24 protein-coding genes and 2 pseudogenes are annotated in these 24308 nt (G+C 68.0%); 16 read left to right on the forward strand and 10 right to left on the reverse strand.

All coding sequences use genetic code 11. The features are described 5' to 3' along the window. Nucleotides 1-133: 133 nt before the first annotated feature. On the forward strand, nt 134-832 hold the full coding sequence (locus J7E89_RS08315; protein ID WP_214970362.1) for a TetR/AcrR family transcriptional regulator: 699 nt from the start codon (nt 134-136) through the stop codon (nt 830-832). A 43-nt stretch (nt 833-875) separates the two neighbouring features. Next, nucleotides 876-1274, forward strand: coding sequence for a VOC family protein (locus J7E89_RS08320; RefSeq protein WP_214970365.1), 399 nt, complete (start codon nt 876-878; stop codon nt 1272-1274). A 39-nt stretch (nt 1275-1313) separates the two neighbouring features. On the opposite strand, the gene J7E89_RS08325 is transcribed toward J7E89_RS08320, so the two are convergent. Further along, nucleotides 1314-3011 carry an AAA family ATPase gene (locus J7E89_RS08325; RefSeq protein ID WP_214970538.1) on the reverse strand — a complete coding sequence of 566 codons (1698 nt, stop codon included), beginning with the start codon at nt 3009-3011 and terminating at the stop codon, nt 1314-1316. 160 nt (nt 3012-3171) lie between these two features. Between J7E89_RS08325 and J7E89_RS08330 the strand changes: the two genes are divergently transcribed. The 5 genes from J7E89_RS08330 to J7E89_RS08350 all read left to right on the forward strand — a co-directional run bounded on the left by J7E89_RS08330 (nt 3172) and on the right by J7E89_RS08350 (nt 8513). Further along, nucleotides 3172-3591 carry a hypothetical protein gene (locus tag J7E89_RS08330; RefSeq protein ID WP_214970368.1) on the forward strand — a complete coding sequence of 140 codons (420 nt, stop codon included), beginning with the start codon at nt 3172-3174 and terminating at the stop codon, nt 3589-3591. Nucleotides 3592-3893: 302 nt separating this feature from the next. Then, entirely contained in the window at nt 3894-3983 is a 90-nt protein-coding gene (gene kdpF, locus J7E89_RS08335) for a K(+)-transporting ATPase subunit F (protein WP_037647273.1), read from the forward strand. Nucleotides 3984-3991: 8 nt separating this feature from the next. Continuing rightward, a complete protein-coding gene (gene kdpA, locus J7E89_RS08340) occupies nt 3992-5668 on the forward strand; it encodes a potassium-transporting ATPase subunit KdpA (protein ID WP_214970371.1) in 1677 nt (558 codons plus the stop codon). Continuing rightward, entirely contained in the window at nt 5665-7827 is a 2163-nt protein-coding gene (gene kdpB / locus J7E89_RS08345) for a potassium-transporting ATPase subunit KdpB (protein WP_214970374.1), read from the forward strand. The genes kdpA and kdpB overlap by 4 nt, the downstream gene beginning before the upstream one ends. Before the next feature lie 20 nt (nt 7828-7847). Next, nucleotides 7848-8513 (forward strand): potassium-transporting ATPase subunit C, encoded by a 666-nt coding sequence (locus tag J7E89_RS08350; RefSeq protein ID WP_214970377.1) that lies wholly within the window; start codon nt 7848-7850, stop codon nt 8511-8513. A gap of 15 nt (nt 8514-8528) precedes the next feature. Here J7E89_RS08350 and J7E89_RS40655 read toward each other — a convergent pair. Next, a pseudogene (locus J7E89_RS40655) lies at nt 8529-8764 on the reverse strand (RNA polymerase sigma factor); the annotation flags it as partial. Nucleotides 8765-9409: 645 nt separating this feature from the next. Here J7E89_RS40655 and J7E89_RS08355 point away from each other — a divergent pair. After that, nucleotides 9410-12001 (forward strand): hypothetical protein, encoded by a 2592-nt coding sequence (locus tag J7E89_RS08355; RefSeq protein ID WP_214970380.1) that lies wholly within the window; start codon nt 9410-9412, stop codon nt 11999-12001. Between the two features lie 42 nt (nt 12002-12043). Here J7E89_RS08355 and J7E89_RS40660 read toward each other — a convergent pair. After that, nucleotides 12044-12187: pseudogene (locus J7E89_RS40660) on the reverse strand (DNA-binding protein); the annotation flags it as partial. A gap of 826 nt (nt 12188-13013) precedes the next feature. Between J7E89_RS40660 and J7E89_RS08365 the strand changes: the two are divergent. From J7E89_RS08365 to J7E89_RS08380, 4 genes are all read left to right on the forward strand, one after another. Further along, the gene (locus J7E89_RS08365) at nt 13014-13370 is read left to right on the forward strand and encodes a PRC-barrel domain-containing protein (protein ID WP_214970382.1); all 357 of its coding nucleotides are present in this window, start codon (nt 13014-13016) and stop codon (nt 13368-13370) included. A 35-nt stretch (nt 13371-13405) separates the two neighbouring features. Further along, a complete protein-coding gene (locus J7E89_RS08370) occupies nt 13406-13576 on the forward strand; it encodes a hypothetical protein (protein WP_214970384.1) in 171 nt (56 codons plus the stop codon). Between the two features lie 422 nt (nt 13577-13998). Then, entirely contained in the window at nt 13999-14829 is an 831-nt protein-coding gene (locus J7E89_RS08375; RefSeq protein ID WP_214970386.1) for a hypothetical protein, read from the forward strand. Continuing rightward, on the forward strand, nt 14826-15356 hold the full coding sequence (locus tag J7E89_RS08380; protein WP_214970388.1) for a histidine phosphatase family protein: 531 nt from the start codon (nt 14826-14828) through the stop codon (nt 15354-15356). Before J7E89_RS08375 ends, J7E89_RS08380 begins: the two co-directional genes overlap by 4 nt. Before the next feature lie 58 nt (nt 15357-15414). On the opposite strand, the gene J7E89_RS08385 is transcribed toward J7E89_RS08380, so the two are convergent. The 7 genes from J7E89_RS08385 to J7E89_RS08415 all read right to left on the reverse strand — a co-directional run bounded on the left by J7E89_RS08385 (nt 15415) and on the right by J7E89_RS08415 (nt 20218). After that, nucleotides 15415-15789, reverse strand: coding sequence for a hypothetical protein (locus tag J7E89_RS08385; RefSeq protein ID WP_214970390.1), 375 nt, complete (start codon nt 15787-15789; stop codon nt 15415-15417). A gap of 166 nt (nt 15790-15955) precedes the next feature. After that, complete coding sequence (locus J7E89_RS08390; RefSeq protein ID WP_251060276.1) at nt 15956-16456, reverse strand: DUF5994 family protein; 501 nt, start codon at nt 16454-16456, stop codon at nt 15956-15958. A gap of 53 nt (nt 16457-16509) precedes the next feature. Next, nucleotides 16510-16770: a hypothetical protein gene (locus tag J7E89_RS08395; protein WP_214970540.1), complete on the reverse strand. Its 261-nt coding sequence runs from the start codon at nt 16768-16770 to the stop codon at nt 16510-16512. Between the two features lie 5 nt (nt 16771-16775). Next, nucleotides 16776-17372 carry a DUF5994 family protein gene (locus J7E89_RS08400; RefSeq protein WP_214970392.1) on the reverse strand — a complete coding sequence of 199 codons (597 nt, stop codon included), beginning with the start codon at nt 17370-17372 and terminating at the stop codon, nt 16776-16778. 383 nt (nt 17373-17755) lie between these two features. After that, nucleotides 17756-18112, reverse strand: a complete 357-nt coding sequence (locus J7E89_RS08405) for a PRC-barrel domain-containing protein (RefSeq protein ID WP_214970394.1) — start codon at nt 18110-18112, stop codon at nt 17756-17758. Nucleotides 18113-18587: 475 nt separating this feature from the next. Next, entirely contained in the window at nt 18588-18860 is a 273-nt protein-coding gene (locus J7E89_RS08410; protein WP_108150560.1) for a hypothetical protein, read from the reverse strand. A gap of 944 nt (nt 18861-19804) precedes the next feature. Continuing rightward, nucleotides 19805-20218: a heavy metal-responsive transcriptional regulator gene (locus tag J7E89_RS08415; RefSeq protein WP_214970397.1), complete on the reverse strand. Its 414-nt coding sequence runs from the start codon at nt 20216-20218 to the stop codon at nt 19805-19807. Between the two features lie 114 nt (nt 20219-20332). On the opposite strand from J7E89_RS08415, the gene J7E89_RS08420 reads away from it, so the two are divergent. From J7E89_RS08420 to J7E89_RS08435, 4 genes are read left to right on the forward strand one after another with little or no spacing between them, the layout of a single operon-like run. Next, on the forward strand, nt 20333-22414 hold the full coding sequence (locus J7E89_RS08420; protein WP_214970400.1) for a cation-translocating P-type ATPase: 2082 nt from the start codon (nt 20333-20335) through the stop codon (nt 22412-22414). 42 nt (nt 22415-22456) lie between these two features. Further along, a complete protein-coding gene (locus J7E89_RS08425) occupies nt 22457-22930 on the forward strand; it encodes a hypothetical protein (protein ID WP_214970404.1) in 474 nt (157 codons plus the stop codon). A 2-nt stretch (nt 22931-22932) separates the two neighbouring features. Then, nucleotides 22933-23289 carry a hypothetical protein gene (locus J7E89_RS08430; RefSeq protein WP_214970407.1) on the forward strand — a complete coding sequence of 119 codons (357 nt, stop codon included), beginning with the start codon at nt 22933-22935 and terminating at the stop codon, nt 23287-23289. A gap of 25 nt (nt 23290-23314) precedes the next feature. Beyond that, nucleotides 23315-24235: an FAD:protein FMN transferase gene (locus J7E89_RS08435; protein WP_214970410.1), complete on the forward strand. Its 921-nt coding sequence runs from the start codon at nt 23315-23317 to the stop codon at nt 24233-24235. The last annotated feature ends 73 nt before the right edge of the window (nt 24236-24308 follow it).

Here is a 24308-nt window from a genome sequence, read left to right on the forward strand (position 1 = left end):
ATCTTCTGTCTCCAGAAGGACTTGCACTTAGTTCAAGTGCTGACGTCGAAGACTGTAGACCCGCACTTGAACGTTGTGCAAGGCCGCTCTTGAACTTTGTGCAATTTGAGGCCGGGTGCCCTATCGTGACGGCATGCCGCGCGACACACTGACCCGGGACCAGATCATCCGGACCGCCATCGAGCTCCTTGATGCCGAAGGCCTGGAAGGCCTCAACATGCGGAGCCTGGGCAAACGGCTGAACTCGGCCGCCACGGCTGTCTACTGGCACGTCAAGAACAAGGACAACCTCGTTCTGCTCGCCGGCGACCAGGTGTGGGACGAGATCACGCTGCCCGACCTTAGGACGGTCGACTGGCGCACGGCGGGCACCTCCATGGCCGTCGACCTCTACGCCATGCTCGGTAGGCACCCCTGGCTGGTGCAGGCGTTCGGCTCCCACCTCTTCTACGGCGAGGGCAAGGCCCGTCACGACGATCACAGCCTCGCCGTCTACGAAGCGGCCGGGTTCGCCGGTGCGCAGGCCGACCAGGCCGCGGGCGCCGTCTTCACGTTCGTGCTCGGCAACGCCCTCAGCGCGTCCGCCGCCGCTTCGCTGACCAGGCGGCTCAGCCGCGACGGCGGCAACGCGCAGGAGCTGCTCCAGGACACCATGACGCGGGCGACCGAGATCGCGATGCGCTTCCCGCGGCTGCGCGGCCGCCTCGAAACGGCAGGTGCCGCCGACTACGCCGGGGCACCTGAGGAGAGCTTCGAGTTCGGCCTCCAGGCCCTTTTCGACGGGCTCGAAGACCGGCTCGCAGCCCGCCCCGCACAAGGCGGGGCGGCGTAAAATCGTATGAGAGGCAGCGCACCACCGTGGGGAGGTGTCGTTCATGCCCGAGACTGCTGGAATCGGGCACGTCGCCCTGACCGTGAGCGACGTGAAGCGCAGCGCGGACTTCTACAACCGGCTGTTGGACACGCAGACGGTCCTTGACGTGGAGGACGAATACGGCCCGTTCGTGGTCGACGCCTCCCCGTCGTTCGTCCTTGGTTTCCGCAGGCATCAGGCGACGAGTGGAGCGGATGTGTTCGACCCGGCGCGCGTCGGGCTCGACCATTGCGGGTTCCATGTCGCCGACCGGGGGCAACTGGAGGCCTGGGAGGCCCGGCTCGACGAGCTGGGAGTGTCGCACTCCGGCGTCGTCGAGGACCCGTTCGGACTCCATCTCAGCTTCAAGGATCCGGACAATATCGCCCTGGAGTTCTTCTGCCCGGCGCAACAGGGTTGACTAGGGCTGACCAGGGCTGACTCGCCTGAAGCGGCCGCATCAGGCCGTCGGCAAAACGCTGCCCGCCAACTCCTGGTAGGCGTCCACGATGTCGCCCGTATGGAGTGTGGTGATCTCCTCCTGGGAGGGCACGCCGGCGCTTCCGTGGAGATCGTAAACGCGCAAGTCTCGGAGGGCTGCGGCCTTCCGGGACAGCTCACGCGCGAAGCGGCCATTGCCGAGCTGATCGATCACCCCGTTGGTGACGGCGAGATCGCAGCACGTCTCCAGCGCGACTGCCGCGTCCTCGGCGAGCACGTCACCCTGGGAGCTCAGGAACGTCTGCGCGATGAGGACGAGTTCATCGGCTGTGTACGACGGGAAGTCCACGCGGGTGTTGAACCGGGACGCGAGCCCGGGGTTGGTGGCCAGAAGCCCGCCAATCTCGTCCGAGTAGCCGGCAAGGACAACGACCAGACGGTGACGATCGTCCTCGGCGCGCTTGAGAAGCACCTGGAGGGCTTCCTTGCCGAAGGCATCACCTCCCGAAATGCCGGTATTGATCAGGGCGTACGCCTCGTCGATGAACAGGACTCCGTCAATGGCGGTGTCGATGGCGTTGGTGGTCTTGAGAGCTGTTTCGCCGAGGTGCTGTCCCACCAGGTCGACGCGCTGGGCCTCCACCACGTGCCCGCGTTCCAGCAGTCCGAGTCCGGCGAAGATCTTGCCGACGATTCTCGCGACTGTCGTCTTGCCAGTACCGGGCGGCCCGGCGAACACGAAGTGCTGGGGCGCGGGCGCTGCCGTCAGTCCCTGATCCCTGCGGACAGCAGCCATTCTCAGCTGGGCTGACAGCGTACGCACCTGACGCTTGACCGGAGCCATGCCCACCATGTCGTCGAGCTGAGTCAGGGCTTCGTCCAACAGCGCTCGTCTGGAGTCGTCGGTGAGGGAGGGTTCTTCGCCGGCGTCCACAGTCGGCTTCGGGCGCTGCCGAGACTCCGTGGTCGCCTGGACGGGGACAGCCGCCGGCCCGGCGGCTCGTGTCTTCGCCCGCTCAGCCACGTCGGCAAGTTCAGGGCTGTACCGGAAGGCCTTCTGGAACTGCTTCAGTGCTTCCTCGGGGCGACCGAGCCCTTCTTGCGCACTGCCGCGTAAGTAGGCGATCTCACCCAGGAATTCGGCCTGGTCTCCCAGGGCATGAGGCAAGGGCGCCAGCACGTCGAGGGCCTCGTGGAACACTCCCTGCACCACCAGCGCCGAAGCCACATAAAGCTGCGACTCGTCACGCAGGAACGGGTCGCTGATGCCCTCGGCGAAAGTCAGGACGAGTGGCCAGTCCTTCTTCAGGAAGGCGTAACGAGTGCAGACGAACCGGGTCTCGTCGCAGTCCAGGAGGGCGGTGGACAGCAACTGCCACGCCTCGTCGAGCCGGTCGTCGTCCAGCAGCCGTGCCGCCCCTGCCAGCCACAGATCGCGGGACGACTCCAAACGGAAGCGAACGTATCGCCCGATCGGGAACTGCGAGGACACCGGCGTTGTCAACTTCGAACGCAGGGCGCCGAAAGAATGCTGAAGCCCGGACATGGCCTCGATCGACTCTCGCCGGCGATATCCGGCGGCATGGAGTCCCAGCCACGCGTCGGCTGCCGTCGGATCGTGGCTGAGGGCAAACTCGAACCATCGAGCCGCCTCTGCCGGGTTGCCCTGTCGCAGGAGAGCAACAGCCTGGAGCCACGCCTGCTCGCACCTCTTCATCGAGCGTCGCGAAACAGATGACTCCGGCACGGCATCTCTCCCTCAGTGACTGGCAGTTGATCGTATGTCACTCACGAGACCGATCAAGGCTGAAGTACCCGGGGAAAGTTGAGTACTTGCGCTCTGGCCGGTTGTGGGGGTGAGCCGGAACGCTTGCGCCATGCGACAACAACCAATGAAACTCGTGCCCCAGCTGTTGGTGATCCTGCTGGCTGTGGTGACGTCGGCGGCGTGGGCTGCCTGGCTGGGCTGGGACCAGCACCGTGACGTGCAGCCTGATGGCACGACGACCGGCCCGTACGAGGCGTGGCAGGTGATCGGGCTGGTGCTGACTCTGCTCGCGCCGGTGTACTGGGCGGCGTCCCGGCGCTACGTGGCAGGCGCCGTGCTGGGCGTCCCGGCCGGCCTGACCGTTGCCTCCTATTACGACTGGTCGGACGACGGCAGCGGCCTCTTCATGGTCGGCGTGGGGATGGTCATGGTGGGAAGCCTCATCGTGACCGCCGCCATTTCCGCCGTGATCGCCTCTGCGACACGAAAGGGACGGCAGGGAGGCGCGGCGCCCGGCGGCTGCCCGTAGAGATGCGTAAGACGGGCGGGGCGAATTCACGTACGGACGTCGACGTCCGCCGACACGGGCGTTCCTGCTGGTCGGCAGGGTGGGCGTAAGGCGTAAGAAGTTCGTCAAAGCACCATCATTGGCCGTAAGGGACCCGTCAAGGGCGGTCGTACCCCCTGAAAATCGCGTTTTCCTCGTGAGGTCCGTTGTCCGTTTCAACCGAACCTCATTCAGGAGCTCGCGATGGCCGACCTGGCCTTCGTCGTCACCACGGTCGCGGTGTTCGCGCTGGTGGCCTTTATCGCCAAGGGGGTGGCGAAGCTGTGACTGCCGAGAACATTGTCGGCCTGATCGTGGCCGTCTCCCTGCTGGGCTATCTGATCCTCGCCCTTGTGTACCCGGAGAGGTTCTGAGCCCGGATATGAGCCCCTTCCTCGCCGGTGTGCTCCAGCTGCTGGCGCTGATAGCCGCCCTGGCACTGGCATACCGCCCGCTCGGCGACTACATGGCCAAGGTCTACGGCTCCACGAAGCATCTGCGCGTGGAGAAATGGATCTACAAGGCCGTCGGCGCCAACCCCGCGGTCGAGATGCGCTGGCCCGCCTACCTGCGCGGCGTCCTCGCCTTCTCCGCGGTGAGTGTTCTCTTCCTCTACCTGCTTCAGCGGGTGCAGGGCTCACTGCCCGGGTCGCTCGGATTCGCCTCGATCGACCCGGATCAGGCGTTCAGCACCGCCGCCTCGTTCGTGTCGAACACCAACTGGCAGTCGTACTACGGCGAGCAGGCCATGGGCCACGTCGTACAGACCGGCGGCCTCGCGGTACAGAACTTCGTCTCGGCAGCGGTCGGCATGGCTGTCGCCGTCGCTCTCGTACGGGGCTTCGCCCGTTCCCGCACCGGTGAGCTGGGCAACTTCTGGGCCGACCTGGTCCGCGGTGTCGTACGCATCCTCCTGCCGATCTCCGTCGTCGGAGCGATCGTGCTGGTCGCATGCGGCGCCATCCAGAACTTCTCCGGCATTCACGAAGTCGGGCAATTCTTGAATGGGCACAGCACGGGTGGCACGCAGCAGTGGAACGGCGGCGCGGTGGCCTCCCAGGAGGTCATCAAGGAGCTCGGCACCAACGGCGGTGGCTACTTCAACGCCAACTCCGCGCACCCCTTCGAAAACCCCAACGCGTTCACGAATCTCTTCGAGATCTTCCTGATCCTGCTGATCCCGTTCTCGCTGACGCGCACCTTCGGCCGCATGGTCGGCAGCGTCAGGCAGGGTTACGCGATCCTCGCCACGATGGCGACCATCTGGGTCGGCTTCGTGCTGCTCATGTGGGCGGCCGAGTTCGGCGGTCACGGTCCGGCCTTCGAGATGGCCGGTGGCGCGATGGAGGGCAAGGAGACCCGGTTCGGGATCGGCGCCTCGTCGATCTTCGCGGTATCCACCACGCTCACCTCTACGGGCGCCGTGGACTCGTTCCACTCCTCGTTCACCGGCCTGGGCGGCGGCATCACCATGCTCGGCATGATGCTGGGCGAGATCGCGCCCGGCGGCGTCGGCTCCGGCCTGTACGGGATGCTCGTCATGGCGATGATCGCGGTATTCATCGCGGGTCTGATGGTCGGCCGTACGCCCGAGTACCTCGGCAAGAAGATCTCCACCCGCGAGATCAAACTGGCGGCCTGCTACATCCTGGTCACCCCGGCGCTGGTGCTCTGCTTCACTGCCGCCGCGATGGCGCTCCCCATCCCTCGGGCCTCGATGCTGAACTCGGGCGCGCACGGCTTTTCCGAGATCCTGTACGCCTACACCTCCGGCGCGAACAACAACGGCAGCGCCTTCGCCGGCCTGAACGCCGACACCCAGTGGTTCAACACCACCATCGGTCTGGCGATGTTGCTGGGCCGGTTCCTCCCGATGGTGTTTGTGCTGGCTCTGGCGGGCTCGCTCGCCCAGCAGACGCCCATCCCGGCGACCGCAGGAACGCTTCGTACCGACAAGCCCCTGTTCACGGGCCTGCTCGTCGGAACGATTCTGATCGTCACCGGACTGACCTACTTCCCGGCGCTGGCTCTCGGGCCGTTGGCGGAGGGACTTTCATGACCACCGACGTAAAAAAGCAAAAGGACGCCATGTCCACCGCCTACGCAACCCCCGCGCCGCACCAGGACATACCGTCCGGCCACAAGCCGGACGGGGGCGGCCGCGTCGGCGCCGGCCTCTTCGACGCCAAGCAACTGATCAAGTCGCTGCCGGACGCCTTCCGGAAGCTCGACCCCCGGGTGATGGCCAAGTCCCCGGTGATGTTCGTGGTCGAGATCGGCTCGGTACTGACGACGGCCTTCGCACTGACCGACCCCGGTGACTGGTTCGGCTGGACCATCACTGCCTGGCTGTGGCTGACCGTCGTCTTCGCCAACCTGGCCGAGGCCGTTGCCGAGGGGCGCGGCAAGGCGCAGGCCGGCACCCTGCGCAAGGCCAAGACCGACACGGTCGCCCGCCGCCTCATCGGCACGAACGAAGAGCGAGTGCCCGGCGCGGAACTGCGCGTCGGCGACCTGGTGGTGTGCGAGGCCGGCGACGTCATCCCCGGTGACGGAGATGTGGTCGAGGGCGTCGCTTCGGTGGACGAGTCCGCGATCACGGGCGAATCGGCGCCGGTCATCCGCGAGTCCGGCGGCGACAGAAGCGCCGTCACGGGTGGTACGAAGGTGCTGTCCGACCGCATCGTCATCAAGATCATGACGAAGCCCGGCGAGACCTTCATCGACCGGATGATCAACCTGGTCGAGGGCGCGGCCCGGCAGAAGACGCCCAACGAGATCGCGCTGAACATCCTGCTCGCCTCGCTGACGATCGTCTTCCTGCTCGCCGTCGTCACCCTCCAGCCGTTCGCGATCTACGCGGGCGCCAAGCAGTCGATGATCGTGCTGATCGCCCTGCTGGTCTGCCTGATCCCGACCACCATCGGCGCGCTGCTCTCCGCGATCGGCATCGCCGGCATGGACCGGCTCGTCCAGCGAAACGTCCTTGCCATGTCCGGCCGCGCGGTCGAGGCCGCCGGCGATGTGTCGACGCTGCTGCTGGACAAGACCGGGACGATCACCCTCGGCAACCGGCAGGCCGCCGAGTTCGTCCCGGTCAGGGACGCGGCGGAGGCCGAGCTGGCGGACGCCGCCCAGCTGTCCTCGCTCGCCGACGAGACCCCCGAGGGGCGCTCGATCGTCGTACTGGCGAAGGAGAAATACGGGCTGCGCGAGCGTCACCAGGGCGAGTTGGCGCACGCCGAGTGGGTGGCCTTCACCGCGCAGACCCGGATGTCGGGCGTTGACCTCTCCGAGAACGGCGAGGCGCGCAAAGTCCGCAAGGGCGCCACCGGTTCGGTCGGAGCCTGGGGCAAGGAGCGCGGCGGCACTGTCGCCGAGGACGCACAATCCCTCACCGATTCGATCTCCCAGGCGGGCGGTACGCCGCTGCTGGTGGCCGTCGAGGACGGCAGGGGAGCCCGCGTCCTGGGTGTCATCCACCTGAAGGACGTGGTGAAGGAGGGCATGCGGGAGCGGTTCGACGAGCTGCGCCGTATGGGCATCAAGACGGTCATGATCACGGGTGACAACCCGCTGACCGCGAAGGCGATCGCCGAGGAGGCGGGCGTCGACGACTTCCTCGCCGAGGCCACGCCCGAGGACAAGATGGCGCTCATCAAGCGCGAGCAGGCCGGCGGCAAGCTGGTCGCGATGACGGGCGACGGTACGAACGACGCTCCCGCGCTCGCGCAGGCGGACGTCGGCGTGGCGATGAACACCGGGACCTCGGCCGCCAAGGAGGCCGGGAACATGGTGGACCTCGACTCCAACCCGACAAAGCTGATCGAGATCGTCGAGATCGGCAAGCAACTCCTGATCACGCGCGGCGCGTTGACGACGTTCTCGATCGCCAATGACGTGGCGAAGTACTTCGCGATCATTCCCGCGATGTTCGCCGTCGCCGCACCTCCCTCTTTCCTTGGGGGCCTGGACAAGCTCAACATCATGGACCTGGCCTCGCCCGAGTCCGCGATCCTGTCCGCCGTCCTCTTCAACGCGCTGATCATCATCGCGCTGGTGCCCCTCGCCCTGAAAGGCGTGCGCTACCGGCCGATGAGCGCCGGCAAGATGCTGCGGCGCAACCTCGGAATCTACGGCCTCGGCGGGCTCGTCGCCCCGTTCATCGGCATCAAGATCATCGATCTGCTCATCTCCTCCCTCCCTGGGCTGCGCTGAATTAGGAGCTGCTGACCGCCATGAACAACCCCATTGGAAACACAGCCCGGTTGATCGGAGCGGGCCTCCGCGCCCTCCTCGTACTGACCCTCGTGTGCGGCGTGATCTACCCGCTCGCGGTGACCGGAATCGCCCAGGGCCTCTTCAACGACAAGGCCAACGGCTCCGAGATAAGAGCGGATGGCAAGGTCGTCGGCTCCGAACTCATCGGCCAGCGCTACGACGTGCCGCCGAAGAAGGGTGAGGAGACTTCGGCGCCGGACCTGAAGTGGTTCCAGCCGCGCCCGTCCAACGGCCTCGGCACCAACAGCGTCAATACCCAGTACAAGCTGATCCTCTCCGGCGCCACGAACCGGTCCGGCGACAACGAGGAACTCATCCACTGGGTCAAGGAAGCCAAGGCCGCTGTGGTCAGGGACAACTCGACGGCCGACTACAAGCTCAAGCCGTCCGATGTCCCGGCCGAAGCCGTCACCTCTTCCGCCTCGGGCCTCGACCCGCACATCTCCCCCCAGTACGCCGACCTCCAGGCCCACCGCGTCGCGGAGAAGAACCACCTCGACGTCAGGCAGGTGCAGAAGCTGGTCGCCGACCACACCGACGGGCGAATCCTGGGCTTCATGGGCGAGCCCCGGGTGAACGTCCTCCAGCTCAACATCGCCCTGAAAAAACTAACCGAAAAGTGATCGCGCGTCGGTTGCGTCCTCGCGGCGCCTGCGCGCCTGCCCGCGGCGTACCCGTCCACCAGCTTGCGGGAAGTGACCGTGACCAGCCGGCATCCCGGATTCTCCGGGACGCCGGTCTCGGGCCACTGCGGCGCGGCGGCCGGCAACGCTTCCTGCACCGCGTCCTCGCACGCGTCGAAGACGCCGTACCGGCGCACGAGCACGCCGAGGACCTGCGGCGCCAAGTCGCGCAGCCACAGCTCGACAGGGATCCACGTCCGCGAACGGCATGTCCCCGGCGATCTCCTGCACCCGCTCCGCGATCGCAAAACTGGAGGCCACCCCCGCTGGGGCGCGGTCCTACCTCGGGAGGCAGGTTGTTGCTACTGCGAACATCAGAGCGGCTTAGGTACTGCGGTCGCGGATGGAGGATTCACAGGCCAGACATCACCCTGGACTTACCGGCTCTGCAACCACACCACACCCCACGCTACGACGGCTGAACCGGCCGCAGCGGCAATGCCGCGGGCGGCACCGAAAATGGCGGCGCGACCCAGCCGACGGACGGTGCGCCTGCTCTTCCGGTTCTTCATCAGAGGCTCCTTCAGCCGAGTTTGCCCGGTGCTGTTCCGGGCCGTCACCGGAGTTTGCTGGGGGGCAGCAGCAGTGACCCGAACCAGCGGACGTAGCGGGCGAACCCGGTCTACGCTGCAGGTCAGCGACCCGCCCGTCGCGCCCGCTGCGGGCCGTGAAGCAAGGCGGGCAGAGGGGGACGGGTGACACTGGGGTCCCGGGCTTTCTACGACCAGTTGCGTGCCCTGCAGCAACGCGCGGCCTCCGCACGCCGACGGGCTGGTCAACCGGGTTCACGGAAAGAGACGTGCAAGGCGCTCAAACAGCCTCCGTACAACACGAACTTGAGCGATCAGCGGATCAGCGACTGGCTACCGTCCGACCCACAGAAGGCCAAGGCTCCGAGCGACAACAGCGGGGACAGCGTTCTGGCGTTGGTGCGCCTGTGGAGTGCCTGGGCAGGCGAGGCACCTGATGAACGTCACTGGCGGAACCACTTGGAAGGTGCCCGGCCGGCACGGATTCCCAGGTCGGCGTCGGCTGCTCCGGGACGGCCGATCCGTGAGTTCGCCGATCCGTTCGCCCTGGAGGTCCACGAGACGATCGATGGGGGCGTCGGTCCCGAACTGCCGATTTTGCCGGCCTACATCGAGCGGGAGCACGACCGGTGGCTTGCCGAGATCGTCCGACGTGTCGGCCGGAGAGGCGAAGCGACGGAGAACAGCACGATCGCCGTACTCGTCGGTGGATCCTCCACCGGGAAGACGAGAGCCTGCTGGGAGGCGCTCGGCCTGCTTCCCCCGGAGTGGCGTTTGTGGCACCCCCTCGCACCGAGCCCTTCGGAGGCGCTGATAGCCGGGTTGGACGTGGTCGAGCCATACACGGCGCTGTGGCTGAACGAGACCCAGCTCTTCCTGGGCGGCGACCACGGAGAGCAGGCGGCCACCCGGCTGCGTGAGGTGATCAACGATCCCCGGCGCGGCCCGCTGCTTGTCCTCGGAACGATCTGGCCCAAGGCCTGGGACGTTCTTGTCCGGCCCCCCAAGGCCGACGGCCCGGATCCGCACGTGCATGCCCGTGCTCTGCTCACTGGTAAGCACCGGCGGGTTCCCAGCGTCTTCACCGACGCGGACATGGGCGAGCTGCGCGTCCGTGCCGCGGGAGACAGACGCCTGCATGAGGCTTTGGAACGCGCCGAGCAGCGCCAGATCACCCAGTACCTCGCCGGCGGCCGTGCCCTCATGGAGCGCTACGACACTGCCACGCCGCTGGAGAGAGCCGTGATCGAAGCGGCTATGGACGCCCGTCGCCTTGGACACGACATCGCTCTACCGCAGGAGCTGCTGGAAGCGGCAGTCGCCCACTACATGACCGATCAGCAGTACGAGATGGTGCTGGACGGTGAATTTCAGCTTGCCCTGGACGAGCTGGGGGAGCCGTTGCGCGGCACCCGTGGACCTCTCACGCACATCACTGTCCGCAGGCTGGGAGAACCCCTTATTCGTACCGGGGCGTACAGGCTTGCGGATTACTTGGAGCAGCACGGCAGGGTGTCCCGCCGCACCGTCGCTCCGCCAGCCGGCTTGTGGGACGTCTTGGTTCGCCATGCCGCACGGATGTCCTTGATCAACTTGGCCGTCACGGCAAGGGAAAGGGGGCACCTTCGGATCGCGCTGTGCCTGCTCAAGACCGCAGCAGAAGCGGGAGACCCGAGGGCTGCGTCAGCGGCTGCCAACGTACTTGAGGAAGAAGAGTGGTACGACGAGGCACTTTTGTGGTGTCTGCCCCGCGCGGAAGCCGGTGACTCAAAGGCCATGGTTCAGGTGGCGGGCATCCTGGAGAGGACGGACCGCCTGGCGGAAGCCATCGCCTGGTACGAGAAGGCCGGTGATGCGGGATACCCCAAGGCTTGGACATACGCCGGCTGGCACCTTCGGCAAGCCGGAAGGCGATCTGAAGCGTTGGCTTGCTACAGGCGTGCGATCGATGCTGGTGCAGCCGGCCGTCCTGCGGAGATCGCCGGGCTGCTGGCGGATATGGGCCAGGAAGAGGAAGCGCTTCCCTTCTACCAGCAGGCAGCCGAAGCGGATGGCGGGTATGCCATCAGCCGAGCCGCCGAATTGATGCGGCGCCGTGGTGACGACAGCGGAGAAGTGCTGACCTGGTTGTGCCACCGGGTCTATGAGGAGGACGCGAAGGACGACGGCTGGCTCCCCTGGGCGTGGAGCGCTCTGATTCAGCACATCATCGGAGACGCGACGCTGCTACAGCACATGCGCACCCTTCTTGATCGTGACGACGCTGCGGCGCAACAATTTATGGCCATCCTGTGGGGCTGGGTGGGACACGAGGCCGAGGGCGGCCCCGGGCACGAACGTGCGGTCCGCGCAGCCGCCCCACCACCGATGCCCCAAGCCGCTGAGGCGCTTTGGCAAGAAGGGCGGCCGGAGGAAGCACTCGCCATTTACGAACACGCGGCAGGCGCCGGCGACCGGGACGCCTCGTCTCGTGTCGCTACCCTGCAGGAGCAGCTGGGGCGGCCGTCGGATGCTCTTGCCTGGCATCAGCGGGCAGCGGAAGAAGGGCACCTGGATGCCTTACGGCAGGTCGCTCGCCTGATGACTCCGGGCGAAGGCCCCGATGCGACGTTCGCCTGGCTGAAGTCGTGCGCGGATGACCACGCCGAGAAGGACTATCCGAATCACCGGTCCGTGGTGGCCGAACTGCTCCACGCCGCAGGGCGTACCGATGAAGCTCTCGACTGGCTCCGCAGCGCGTCCATAGCCGGTGACCCGTACGCCTCGAGTCAGTTCTCGGAGCTGTTGGTGCTGGCTGGCCGCACAGAGGAGGGGCAGCGCATGCGGCGGTACGGCTGGGAACCCGACGGTGAAATCTCTGCACCGTGGAGCGCTGACCCAGCGAGCCGCCTTCGCTAGCCCGAGACAGCGATCAACTTCCGATGAAGAGACGGTGACGAGTCAGAGGGAGATGATTCGGACGCGGTCACCGCAGAGTTTGGTCATGTCGTCGCTGTCGGATGTCAGCAGTGCGACCGGCCCTGGCTGGCGCAGTGCCACTTCGGCCACGGTGGCGTCGATGGCGTACTTGTGGCCGTGCAGGCCAACGGGGAGAAGACGAGCCGGGAGAAGACCCTCAGACTGAGCAGCCCGATCACGGTGGTCACCGCGCCGGGAAACAGGGCGCGCCAGCGGAGCCGCCCGCCAAGCAGCAATCGCTGCGACCACCAGAAGAACAGGACGGCGCTCAGCGCAGCGGCGAACGCGCCCGCCGGGGACTCTCGTCGCAGCGTGGTGGTCGCGGAGACGAAGAGGTAGCCGGTGAGCACGCCGAGCCACACCACATGCCGCCACCTGGCCCACCAGCGGCCTGGCGGCAGATCCCAGACCTTCTCGTAGCCGGCCTGCACCGCCGCTGCGAAGGCCAGGCCGAAGACAGCGAGGGCAACAATGCCGAACACGGTCGTCGTCCGCAGGGCCTGGCCGGGCCGGGTGAACAGCTGCTCCACCACTTCTCTGGAGGCGGCCGAAACGCCGATTCCTTCCCCCAGCCACTGCCCGAACCCCCGCCCGCGTTCGGGATCGCCCGAGGAAACGATGATCAGCAGCGGCACCAGTGTGAGAAACCCCAGCGCCGCGAAGCCCAGCGAACGCGGCCCCAACTCCAGATCGCTGCTCCGACGCCACCCGCGGCCGACCGGTGAATGGCTGATCGCGCGGCGTAGCCGTCCGAACAGAGATGGGCGACCTGCTGCATTGGATGGCTTCATTGGCATGCCTGTCGACTACCACGGTCGATACCGTCGCCGCGCGAGGGTGCGGCGTGCAGGTTCCCGGATAGCCTGGAAGAGCAAAGGGCTACCGGTCTCGGCTGGTTGCGACCCCCTGCGGGGAGGTTCGAACCGACCGGGTGAACGGCAGGAGGGCAGCCATGATCCAGGCAGCCGATATCCGTGAGTGGCGCAACCGCAACGTCGTCGATCCAAGGGGCCACAAGATCGGCCTGCTCGAAGCGATCTACGTGGACACCACCACTGACGAGCCGGCCATAGCCACGGTCCGGACCGGACTCCTTACCCGTCACCGCTTGGCCTTCGTCCCCCTCGACGACGCGATCCTCGGGCCGGACTACCTCAAGGTCTTCTACGCGAGGGCACTGGTGAGGAAGGCACCCTCGATCGGCATGGACGACATCCTGCCCGCCGAGGCAGAGGAAACGATCTTCAAGCACTACGACATGCCCTACCAGCCGGGGGCAGGCGGCGAACGGCAACTCGCACGCCGCTGACCGCCCACGCTCAGCCCGAAGGAGGCGTCCGTGTCATGGCTCTCTTCCTGCTCCTCGTCCTGGTGGCCGTCGTGCTGGGAATCATCGGCGCGGTGGCAGAGGGCCTGGGCTATCTGCTGATCATCGGCATCGTGCTCCTCGTGGCCGACCTGGCCTTCATCGCCGTGCGATGGTCCAAGCGCTCTGGTCGGCGCCCCATCCGATGACGCCGGCAGGTAACTGCCCCTTTGTGACAGGGTGTTTCCGCGAGATGGGGCACGCGGAGGGCACGGAGCCCCTGAAGAGGTCTAGACAGCAAGTAAGGCCCAGGTCTCTGACCTGGGCCTTCGTTGCGGAGCGGGTGACGAGAATCGAGCTCGCGCTCTGAACTTGGGGATCGCCGACTCCTGGGGCATCGGCATGCCTCTTGACCTGCGAATATTCCCTGCCAGGCGGCTCGGCGCGAGGGTCTTGCCGAGCCCGTATTGACCGCAGGGCATGGATGGGGCACGCGCCTGCTGGCTGGCAGGCATAGAGCTGGACTGAAAAGGGGGGCCTCGCGACCGCCCGACGCGCGGTATTCCACCACGTCGGCATCCTGGTCAGGTCCTCCGCAGTACCGGAGATCTCCACGACTAGCCTCCGCATCATGCTGCGTATCGCCGACAACCGCACCGGCCGCTTCGTGGAGATTCCTTCCGCACACCGCCACCTGCTGCGCATCTGCGTCCATCTGCCGGTCATCGACACCGGGATCGGCGCGGTGCACCTGCGGGCGCCCTTGACCGGTGACGTACTGGCGCGCACCGCGGAGCTGCATGGCCTGCAGTCCCTCACGGTCCTCACCGTGCCGGACCTGCCGCATGAGCAAGCCCAGGCGCTCGATCGCGCCATGGCCCTTCTCGGCATCCACCCGCCCGCCACCGTCGGTGTTCACGATGTGGCCGAGACGCTTTGCGCCGCTGCCGATGTGCACCTGCTCGCTCACGGCACCCCCGGACGGGACGCCGTCGGCGGGGTCTGGATCGACGTGGGCCAGGTCAGCCCAGCACCCCCGGACGGGGGTGTCCCGGACCGTGGCCACCTCCTCGCCTCGGGTCTCCTTGACGCATTCGCCCCAGCGGGAACCGATCCGCTGGCTGTGAGGATGCTGTTGCTCGGCCACGACTTCCGCACGCCGGTCACGGTCACCAGCACCGCGCTCGCCGAGGCCCGGCGGATGCTGAGCCACTGGCGGGAGCAGGTGGCCGATTGGGCGCAGGAGCCGTCCAGGCCGATCCCCGCAGACGTGCTGCGACAGGCTCATGCCGCGCTCGCCGATGATCTCGGCGTCCCCGCTGTCCTGGAGATGCTGGACGGTATGGCGACGCGCGCCGACGTGCCGGCCGGTGCCAAGTTCGAGACGTTCGCATTTCTCGACCGCGTCCTCGGACTGGACCTCGCGCGCCAAGTGGGCCACCAGCCCTGGGCGACGCCATGACGTCGGGCAACCCCCGGCGCCTGGTCGTCCTGCGGCACGCCAAGTCCGCCTGGCCGGATCTGCCCGACTCCGAGCGGCCGCTCGCCCCGCGCGGCCGCCGCGACGCCCCGGCAGCCGGCCGCTGGCTGCGCGAGGCCGGCTGCGTTCCCGACCTCGTCGTGTGTTCCTCCGCCCGTCGCACCCGCCAGACGTGGGACCTCGTAGCGGCCGAGTTCGGCACCACCACGCCGGCGATCCACGATGCACGCCTCTACGGGGCGAGCGCTGAGGAATTGCTCGGCGTCGTACGGGAGATCCCCGCGCAGGTGCGGACGCTGATGGTGATCGGGCACAACCCCGGCGTGCAGGAGCTGGTTCTGCTGCTTGCCGGTGAGGCGGAAGGCTACGCGCTGGATCAGGCCCGTACGAAGTTCCCGACGTCCGCGATCGCCGTGCTGGGCGTGCCAGGGCCCTGGTCGTCCCTCGAACCGGGTGCTGCCCGGCTGACCGACATGGTCGTGCCTCGCGGAGGCGGGGGCCAGGCGTGAGACACACCTGCTCGCGGCTGATGACGCGATACCGCCTGGCACCCCGAGTCGGTGGCAGTCACGTTGTATCTCGGTGCGGCTGGGCAGTGGTGCGTTCTCTTCCGTCCGGAGGGAGGTTGCGCCGGTAGAAGCGTCGGTACGCGCGGACCGAGGGGCCGTCAGCCGCTGACCACAGATCTTTGGCCACAGGCCGCCTCCACCGCAGGACATCCAGGTCGGATGCCGCGTTGCGCCGCACCAGGCGCCGCAGGAACGCCGCCCACAGCCGGTTGACCGGCCACAGCAGCCAGTCCGGTCCGAGCTTGCGTACGACGACGGCCCACATCGCGATCGTCAGGCCGGGCCCCACCGGGCTCACGGCGGCGATCACGGTCAGCAGCGGTGGCCTGGTGTCCTGCTGGGGCTTGAACCGCGGGTACGCATCTCGTTTCACGGCTGGTACCGGAAGCAGATGAAGAAACCTTACAAGCTGGGGTTTTGCTCAACTCCAGCCGCCGCCGACGGCACTCAAACGGAGCACGGGGCAGCGCCATTGGCTTTCCGGCGTACCCCGGCGATCCTGGCGGGCATCCGAGTGCGAATCTGCCGCCAGCACGGGCTTAAGGGCGTCCGCCGCCCCGAGGTTCGGAGTCCGCTAGGGCCTGATGCCGGTGTCGGTGAGTCTGTTCTGCCGATGTGCAGTTGCCGTCCTGTACGGCCATGGTCATCGCGGCGCGCGCGGCCGGCGCGGGGGCCTCTGGCGGGATCACCAGGAAGGAGAAGTGGTCCTGGGGCCCGCGAGTGATGATCATTGTGCCGTCGTCGACGGCGGACCAGTCGATGCGGACCATGCGGTCGTCGATGACCAGGTGGCCCGGAGCGTCGTCCCAGGCGCTCGCGTCCAGACCGACGCGTGCGACGGGCCCAAGCCGGGCGGTCAGGGCGGTGATCAAGCCCGGCAGTTGGGTTTTGAGCTCACGGGTGCGTGGCCACCACGCGCCGTCGAACAGCCCGACACGGCTGGAGGTTGTCTCCATCCTCAGAACGGCCGCGCCGGGAACAACCGGCTGATCGCTTGTGTCCGCGAGGAGCAGGAGAGGAGCCGGGATGTCGACGGTCATGACCTGCCGCCCCTCTGAGGACTTTCCTGCACGGGCGGACTGCGCATGGTGTCTCACTTCCGGGCGCGACGGCGCGGCCAGAGCCGCCCGAAGCCTGCGATGCGATGGTCGCGGTGAACGCCAGTGGCACTCGAAGCCGCGTGTCCGCGGGAATCGGGCGGATCCGCCGTGGGCCGGGTGCGAAGGTTCGACTTGGCGCGGCCGTAGGGGAAGGCAGCGATGCGTTCGTCGTGCTGGGAGTTGAGCATGTGAATCGCGAGCGTGCCCAGAGCTATCATCGCCAGGATCACGAGCACGGTGACGAAGGTGTCCATGATCGTCACATCCCTTCCGTCGGATCCGGTACCTGAGCAATGTCTGCCGGGGCAGGCAAAGGCGAGGTCGGTTGGCGCGCTCCGTGACCGCCTTCGGAGTCCCAGACCCTCTCCCGGGTCGCGTCCCACTCGGCCTCGGCGGCGATCCAGTAGAGCTCGGCCTCCTGGATCAAGCCGCTCGCGGTGAAACTGCGCAACGGATCAGTGGGCGCGGCCATCAGACGGGCCGCTGTGCCGGGGCTGGTCTCGGGTGGGATCACGAGCAGGTCCCAGCGGCCGGCGGTGTAGGAGAGCAGCAGCAGTTTGTGCGGGTCCTGCTCGGCCTTGAACCAGCCCACGTGGACCACATGCCCGTGGACGGGCACCTTGCGTGGGATGACTGGCCAGAACGTGGGGTTCACAGTGACGCGAGTGATCCGCCCCCACATGGGGTCCAGTACGGCCGTCAGCGCGGGAAGTTCCGCCGCGAGGTCGCGGGACCGGGGCCACCACGCACCGTCGATCAGAGCCGGAGCCGTGCCGGCCGGCGCCAGCACGAGTCGGAGGGGCGGCGAAGAGGTCCGGTCTTCGGCCGCAGGCGTATACAAAATGGTCGCGGTCATGACGCGGACCCTGCCCCGGGCCGGTGCAGGCCGGCCCGGTGTTGTGAATCGCCGGAGACGACACGAGCGTGAAAGCTGGTGTGCGAAGTGTCCTCGGTAACTTCAGGATACTTCTGGACAGGGCCCGACGGACCGATGCGGAGCGATGGGTTGAACGGTGTGCGGGAGCCCCGTCAGCGGATGGGACGCCGCACGAGCGCGCCGGGACCGTCGCACGCCGATGAAGGCGACATCGGCCACAAGGAGCACGATGCCGATGATCAGAGATAGCCAGGCCATCTGCCGCGACGCCGATGAGCCCAAGTGCGACGGACACCAGGAAGCAGGAAGAGCGCCATCACCCGAGCACCTCCTTTGTACTGAGCTGTACTGAGCGCGGGCGGTCAGCGGCGCGCGAGTTGCCGTTCGCCCTTGGCGCCCGGCTGGTAGGTCAGGCCGTAGTGCTGGAAGATCGCTTCCTCCTCCTCGGCGGGCAGTACGTCGTCCGTGCCGATCGAAGGGGCCTTCTTCACGAGTCCCTTGGCGTAGGAGACCTTGAGGTAGGCCGGCCCGAGGATGGCGTCGTCGAGGGGAACGAAGACCAGGCGCTGGCGGGTGAGGAGACCGGTCCGGACGGTGGCCATGGCCGGTTCGTCGGTGGTGGTGTCCACATAGATCGCTTCGAGCAGGCCGATCTTGCGCTGCTTCGGGTCGACGACATCGTGGTTGCGCCACTCTCGGATGTCGGCTGCCTGGATCATGCCCTCTCCCTCCTGAGCGGGGCACCAGTCGGTGCCGGCCGTCCCACGGAATGTCGCAGCCGAGCACCTGGATCGGTTGCCCTCCGCCTTTAACCTGCCCCCGCCGACCCCTGACGCCACGCCCACTCACCCAGTCGGATCCCTGCCTGGGTGTCCCAGTCCCGTGCGACTGCATGGCGGGCGTGGGCTGCCGCAAGACGGGGCTCCCTCAACCGCCTCCGCAGAGCGCCACTGCGGCCTCAGTCCCCACCCGAGCTCGCCCCGCAAGCGAGCCGTGGCGTCAGCTGTGTTGCCGCGCCGACCGCTGTACAACGGCCCCGGCGTATACACGCCGGGGCCGCCCTTCCGGGCGGTTGCACGTGAGAGTGCACCAACCCAAAACCAATTTTACCGTACTACTGCACGATTTCCGGCGTAACGGGATTTACGGGCAGTGTGGCCCTCGAGCGGCTCGGACACGGCCCCGGGCGCCGCATCAACCGCGCTCTTCTTCTTGAGCCTCCATGCGTCGAATGCCTTGGTGTGTCAGCGTGACCATGGCGGGCGTATTGCCCGTGGCCCAGTCGACCACGATCAGGTCCTCGCCCACCAGATAAGTGCAGGCAGCAGCCAGATCCTCTTCGCGGATCCCGAGATCGAGAAGCAGCTGCGCCCCGGTGACACCCAGAAGGCGGTTGCCTTCCGTGGTCTCGTACAGAGCCTGCATGATCTTCTCGCGGTACGCCTTCCGCTCGGCTAGTGATGCCATGACGCTCTCTTCCTCCTGAGCGGTGCACGACCGGCGCAAGCTGTCCCGGGGGCAGCCGCAGCCGTACTCGTACCGGTAACCCTCCGCCTATCCAGCCTGCTCCCGTTCACTCGCGGACGCCACGGTCAGCCACTCCGCGCTCGGTGTCCAATGTCCTGTGCGGGCACACGGCGGGCGCGGGGTCGCGGGCGGCTGAATCTCGGACCAAGACGTTGCGGCGCTCAACTCGACGCGGCAATAGGCCCCTTGCATCGCGCGAGACGCACGCGACCCCTGAGAGGTCTAGATAACAAACAAGCCCCGGGTCGCTGACCTGGGGCTTTCTCGCGGAGCGGGTGACGAGAATCGAACTCGCGCTCTGAGCTTGGGAATCAACGGTGCCTGGGAGATCGACATGTGGCCTGACCAGGCAGAATGCGAGTCGAGTGGTCTCTGTGGTGGTGCGAGGACGAGCCTCTGTTGACCGTGGTTTACCGCACTGGAGGGCACGGATGGGGCACGGTCAGCATGGAAGTACCGGCTCAGCCGTCTGCTACCGCCACGGAGGGGCAACCCCTCGGTCTGGGGGGTGACCCTCCGCTCAGCCGTTGCGGACGCAAGTGCCCGCAGAGTGAAGGTGTATCCAGCAGGGCCGGAGTCCATCTCCTCGACGCCCTCAATGCTGCGCAACGACCCGGGGCCCGCCGACGTCGTCGACGGGCCCCGTTTTTGCCAGTGCTATGCGGCCTTGGTCATTGTTTTGCCGCAGCAGCAGCTGGGGTTCGACTGGCCTGAGCAGGTCGGCGGGGCCGCCTTGGTCACGGTCAGCTCGCACCCGCAGGCTGGGTCGGGGCAGCGGTAGACCTCGCCCTCACGGAATGGCATTGCTCGTTACCTCGCCTTCTTTGCGCTCGTATCCGTCACGAGCGACGCTAGAACCTTGCCCCAAGGGCAAGGTCAAGCCATCAGTCCGTGTCGACGGGGGCGGCCTCGATGATGTGGCAGATCACGGCGGTCTCGCCGCGGTCGGCGGCCTGGTCCGCGCGGTCGCGGGCGGCCTGAAGGGTCTCGCGCAGGGCCTCCAGATCGGCGATGCGCTGGTCGATCTCGGCGAGGTGCTCGTCGAGAAGGCCGGTGACCAGGCCGCAGGGCTGCTGGCCTTCGCGCTGCAGGTCGAGAATGCGCTTGATCTCCTTCAGGCTCAGGCCAAGGGTCTGGGCCTGGCGGATGAAGCGCAGCACGGGCAGGGATTCGTCGTTGTAGGTGCGGTATCCGGAGGGCGTGCGCTCGGGTGGGTCGATGAGCCCTCCGGCCTCGTAGAGGCGGATGGCCTTGGCGCTCAGTCCGGTCTGCTCGGCGACGCGGCCGACGGTCAGCATGGCGGTCGCCCTCCTCGGGGTCTCGGTGCCGTTCCTGCGGGCTTGACTCTGCCCTAAGGGCAAGGTTATAGCGTCCCGGTCCAAGCACCGAAGGCGCACAGGGACGAGCACCGCATGACCAGCAGCACCGAGCCGACCACCCAGATACCCGGCCAGAGCGAACCGGCACGGACCGTCGACCTGTCGATCACCGGAATGACCTGCGCCTCCTGCGCGGCCCGGATCGAGCGGAAGCTGAACAAGCTGCCCGGCGTGAGCGCGTCGGTGAACTTCGCCACCGCAGGCGCCCGCGTCGGCCACGCCGAGGACGTGACGCCGCAGGACCTGATCGACGTGATCAAGGACATGGGGTACGGGGCAAGCCTGCCCGCCCCGCCTCCCTCCGCCGCGACGGAAGGCCCGGCAGCCGGCGCCGATGGGTCCGGCGGCGGGTCCGGCGGCGAGGATGAGCGCCATGTGCGGGCGCTGCGGGACCGGCTGCTGGCGTCGATGGTGCTGACGGTGCCCGTGGTCGTGCTGTCGATGGTGCCTGCGACGCAGTTCCGGTTCTGGCAGTGGCTCGCCTTCGCGCTGGCCTTGCCGGTGGCGCTGTGGGGAGCGTGGCCGTTCCACCGCGCAGCGATGCTGAACTTGCGGCACCGGGCGGTGACCATGGACACCCTGGTGTCGCTGGGTGTGCTGGCGGCGTGGGTGTGGAGCGTGTACGCGCTGTTCCTCGGCGGCGCCGGCGAACCCGGAATGCGGATGGAGGTCTCCCTCCTGCCTCGCTCGGACAGCGGCGAGCACGGCGGTTCGGCGGAGATCTACCTGGAGGTGGCCGCGGCGCTGACCGCGTTCATTCTGGCCGGCCGTTACTTCGAGGCGCGCGCCCGCAGGCGGGCCGGGGAGGCGATCCGGGCGCTGATGGATCTGGGTGCCAAGGACGTCACCGTCCTGCGCGGTGGGCGTGAGGTACGGGTGCCGATCGAGCGGCTGGCGGTCGGGGACGAGTTCGTCGTACGGCCCGGCGAGAAGATCGCCACCGACGGGGTGGTGGTCGAGGGCGCCTCGGCGGTGGACGAGTCGCTGCTGACCGGCGAGTCGCTACCGGTGGAGGTCGGCCTCGGCGACGCGGTGACCGGCGCGACCGTCAACGCCGGTGGGCGACTCGTCGTACGGGCCTCACGGGTGGGTTCCGACACCAAGCTCGCGCAGATCGCCCGCCTCGTCGAGGAGGCCCAGACCGGCAAGGCGGCCGTGCAGCGGCTGGCCGACCAGATCTCGGCGATCTTCGTCCCCATTGTCATTCTGCTGGCCGTCGAAACGCTGTTCGGCTGGCTCGTACTCGGCTACCCGGCGGCCGTCGCGCTGACCGCGGCGGTGGCGGTACTCATCATCGCCTGCCCGTGCGCGCTGGGACTCGCCACGCCGACCGCCCTGATGGTCGGCACCGGTCGCGGTGCCCAGCTCGGCCTGCTGATCCGTGGGCCCGAGGTGCTGGAGTCCACCCGCCGTATCGACACGATCGTGCTGGACAAGACCGGCACCGTCACCGAGGGCCGGATGCGGCTGGCCGACGTGATTCTCACGGAGGGCGCGGACCGCGATGCGGTCCTGCGGCTGGTGGGCGCCGTCGAGCACGCGAGCGAGCATCCGATTGCCGGGGCCATCGCCGAGGCCGCCGCCGACGAGGTCGGCACCCTGGCGCCCGTCACCGACTTCGCCAACCACGCCGGGCGCGGCGTCACCGGCACGGTCGAAGGACGGCTGGTGATCGCCGGCCGAGCGAGCTGGCTCGCCGATCAGTGGAAGCTGACGGTCCCGCCCTCACTGGCCGAGGCTCAGCGCACGGCGGAGCAGGCCGGTCACACGGTGGTCTTCGCCGCCTGGGACGACCTCGTTCGTGCCGCGTTCGTGGTCGCCGATACGGTCAAGCCGACCAGCGCCGAGGCGGTCGCCCAGTTCAAGGCCGATCTCACCCTGGTCAAGGGTGACTTGCGCGGGGCCGCCGATGCCATCCGCCTCGCGCGCAAGACCTTGGCCACGATCAAGGGCAACCTCTTCTGGGCCTTCGCCTACAACGTAGCCGCCCTGCCCCTGGCCGCCCTCGGCCTGCTCAATCCCCTCATCGCCGGAGCCGCGATGGCCTCCTCGTCGGTCTTCGTCGTCACCAACAGCCTGCGGCTGCGCCGCTTCCAGCCCGCCAACCGCGCCTGAGCCGCCACGCGCTCACGCCCGTACGGAAAGAAGGAAAGACCCATGGCCAGTGCCATCAAGCACCGCACCGCTCTCGCCATCGCCGCTGCGATGGTGACCGTGGGCGTCACCGCCGTCGTCGCCACCGCGGCGGTCGCGGGCGGCGGCCCCGACACGCCGGCCGCCCCCAACACCGCACCCGCGGCCCCGTCCTCCCCGGCGCCTTCCGCATCGCCCACAACTCCCGGCCCGGCGCCCAGCAGCGGCATGCCGGGCAACGGGAACAACGGCATGGACATGGAGATGAGCATGGAGATGCAGATGCAGCTCGAAGCCATGCGCCGGGGCATGGAAGCCGGGATGGAGATGGGGCCCGGCTCGATGAACAACAGCCAGAAGCCCGGCAATGGCAGCACGCCCGCGCCGAACCCCACCAACCCCGCACCCAGCACGCCTCCGCAGCAGAACGGCATGGGCGGCATGAACGGCGGCGGCATGGGTGGCATGGGTATGGGCATGGGCATGGGCGGGATGTGACGGTGGCCGACCTCGACGACGCCGCCGAGGAGCGTGACCGGCGTACGGCCGTACGTGTGGGAGTCGCCGCCGCAAGTCTGGCCGGGGCCACGCTCCTCACGGCGGCGCTGATCTCCGGTGCCCAGCCGTCAGTGGCAAATGCCGTGCCCGCGGCGGCTGGTACGCAGGACGCGTCCGTCCCGGCCCCCGCCACCCCGGCGCCGCCCCAGGCCCAGACCCAGGTGCCGTCTGCTCCGGTGACCCGAAGCAGCGGCAGCGGCTGTGGCTCCGGGAGCAGCACGTCCGGGCCGACCGCTCCCACCGCCCCGGCAGCGTCTGCTGCACCGACTCCTCCGGTGACGCGTAGCCGTGGCAGTTGAGACCTTTCAGGCGCGGTTTCCGGTCATGGGCAGCACCGCCCACCTCCTGGTGACCGGCGGTGAACCGGACCTCTTGGTCTGGGCGCGCTCCCGGCTGGAGGAGCTTGAGTCGCTGTGGTCACGCTTCCGTGCCGACAGCGAACTGTGCCGCCTCAACGCCTCGCCCGGCCGCTGGGTGCCGCTGTCCGCGCCGACGACCGCTCTCGTACGCCGTGCCGTACGGGCGTGGGAGGTGACCGGCGGCCTGTTCGACCCGACCGTGCTGCCCGCCCTGGAAGCTGCGGGCTACAGCCGTACCTTCCCCGAGCTGCACGGCGAGCTGCCACCCGGTTCGGACCCCGCCCCCGCTCCTGGTTGTGCCGGCATCGAGTTCGCCGACGACGGGCGGGTACGGCTGCCTCCGGGCGTACGCCTGGACCTCGGCGGCATCGGCAAGGGGTACGCGGCCGACCTCCTCGCGGCTGAGTTGCTGGGGGCCGGGGCCGATGGAGTCTGCGTCAACCTCGGCGGGGACGTACGGGTGGCCGGACGCCCGCCAGCGGCCGATGCGTGGGTCGTCGCGCTGGAGGACGAGGCCACACCGGGCGACGATCTCGCTTGGCTGGCCCTCACCGATGGCGCGGTCGCGACATCCACCCGGGTGCGGCGCCGGTGGCGGCGGCAGGGGCGGGAGTTCCACCACCTGATCGATCCGGCGATTGGTCTGCCCGCCACCAACTCGGTGACCGGCGTCACCGTGGTCGCGGCCGAGACGCACTGGGCTGAGGTGCTGGCAAAGGCAGCCCTGATCGCAGGACTCCCCGCCGGGAAAGTGCTGCTGGAGGCACATGGGGTCGCCGGCCTGCTCGTGAGGGAAGACGGGACGACGCACAGCGCCGGGCCCTGGGAAAGGTATGTGACGTGGACCCCAAACTGTGGTGGTACCTCGCCCGCGTCGGCGGGCTGATGTCCTGGTGGCTGCTCTCCGCCACCGTGCTGTGGGGACTGCTCCTGTCGACGCGGGTCCTGGGCCCACGGCC

It is taken from the genome of Streptomyces sp. ISL-100, assembly GCF_018614615.1.
GTDB lineage: Bacteria > Actinomycetota > Actinomycetes > Streptomycetales > Streptomycetaceae > Streptomyces.

Bases quoted from the DNA above. Each gene is read 5' to 3' on its own strand.
- J7E89_RS08315 (WP_214970362.1), top strand. From the start codon at position 134: ATGCCGCGCGACACACTGACCCGGGACCAGATCATCCGGACCGCCATC.
- J7E89_RS08350 (WP_214970377.1), top strand. From the start codon at position 7,848: ATGAACAACCCCATTGGAAACACAGCCCGGTTGATCGGAGCGGGCCTC.
- J7E89_RS08325 (WP_214970538.1), bottom strand. From the start codon at position 3,011: ATGAAGAGGTGCGAGCAGGCGTGGCTCCAGGCTGTTGCTCTCCTGCGA.
- J7E89_RS08330 (WP_214970368.1), top strand. From the start codon at position 3,172: ATGCGACAACAACCAATGAAACTCGTGCCCCAGCTGTTGGTGATCCTG.
- J7E89_RS08395 (WP_214970540.1), bottom strand. From the start codon at position 16,770: ATGGACACCTTCGTCACCGTGCTCGTGATCCTGGCGATGATAGCTCTG.
- J7E89_RS08420 (WP_214970400.1), top strand. From the start codon at position 20,333: ATGACCAGCAGCACCGAGCCGACCACCCAGATACCCGGCCAGAGCGAA.
- J7E89_RS08405 (WP_214970394.1), bottom strand. From the start codon at position 18,112: ATGATCCAGGCAGCCGACATCCGAGAGTGGCGCAACCACGATGTCGTC.
- J7E89_RS08400 (WP_214970392.1), bottom strand. From the start codon at position 17,372: ATGACCGCGACCATTTTGTATACGCCTGCGGCCGAAGACCGGACCTCT.
- J7E89_RS08435 (WP_214970410.1), top strand. From the start codon at position 23,315: ATGGGCAGCACCGCCCACCTCCTGGTGACCGGCGGTGAACCGGACCTC.
- J7E89_RS08380 (WP_214970388.1), top strand. From the start codon at position 14,826: ATGACGTCGGGCAACCCCCGGCGCCTGGTCGTCCTGCGGCACGCCAAG.
- kdpA (WP_214970371.1), top strand. From the start codon at position 3,992: ATGAGCCCCTTCCTCGCCGGTGTGCTCCAGCTGCTGGCGCTGATAGCC.
- J7E89_RS08375 (WP_214970386.1), top strand. From the start codon at position 13,999: ATGCTGCGTATCGCCGACAACCGCACCGGCCGCTTCGTGGAGATTCCT.
- J7E89_RS08320 (WP_214970365.1), top strand. From the start codon at position 876: ATGCCCGAGACTGCTGGAATCGGGCACGTCGCCCTGACCGTGAGCGAC.
- J7E89_RS08415 (WP_214970397.1), bottom strand. From the start codon at position 20,218: ATGCTGACCGTCGGCCGCGTCGCCGAGCAGACCGGACTGAGCGCCAAG.
- kdpB (WP_214970374.1), top strand. From the start codon at position 5,665: ATGACCACCGACGTAAAAAAGCAAAAGGACGCCATGTCCACCGCCTAC.
- J7E89_RS08370 (WP_214970384.1), top strand. From the start codon at position 13,406: ATGGCTCTCTTCCTGCTCCTCGTCCTGGTGGCCGTCGTGCTGGGAATC.
- J7E89_RS08425 (WP_214970404.1), top strand. From the start codon at position 22,457: ATGGCCAGTGCCATCAAGCACCGCACCGCTCTCGCCATCGCCGCTGCG.
- J7E89_RS08390 (WP_251060276.1), bottom strand. From the start codon at position 16,456: ATGACCGTCGACATCCCGGCTCCTCTCCTGCTCCTCGCGGACACAAGC.
- J7E89_RS08365 (WP_214970382.1), top strand. From the start codon at position 13,014: ATGATCCAGGCAGCCGATATCCGTGAGTGGCGCAACCGCAACGTCGTC.
- J7E89_RS08410 (WP_108150560.1), bottom strand. From the start codon at position 18,860: ATGGCATCACTAGCCGAGCGGAAGGCGTACCGCGAGAAGATCATGCAG.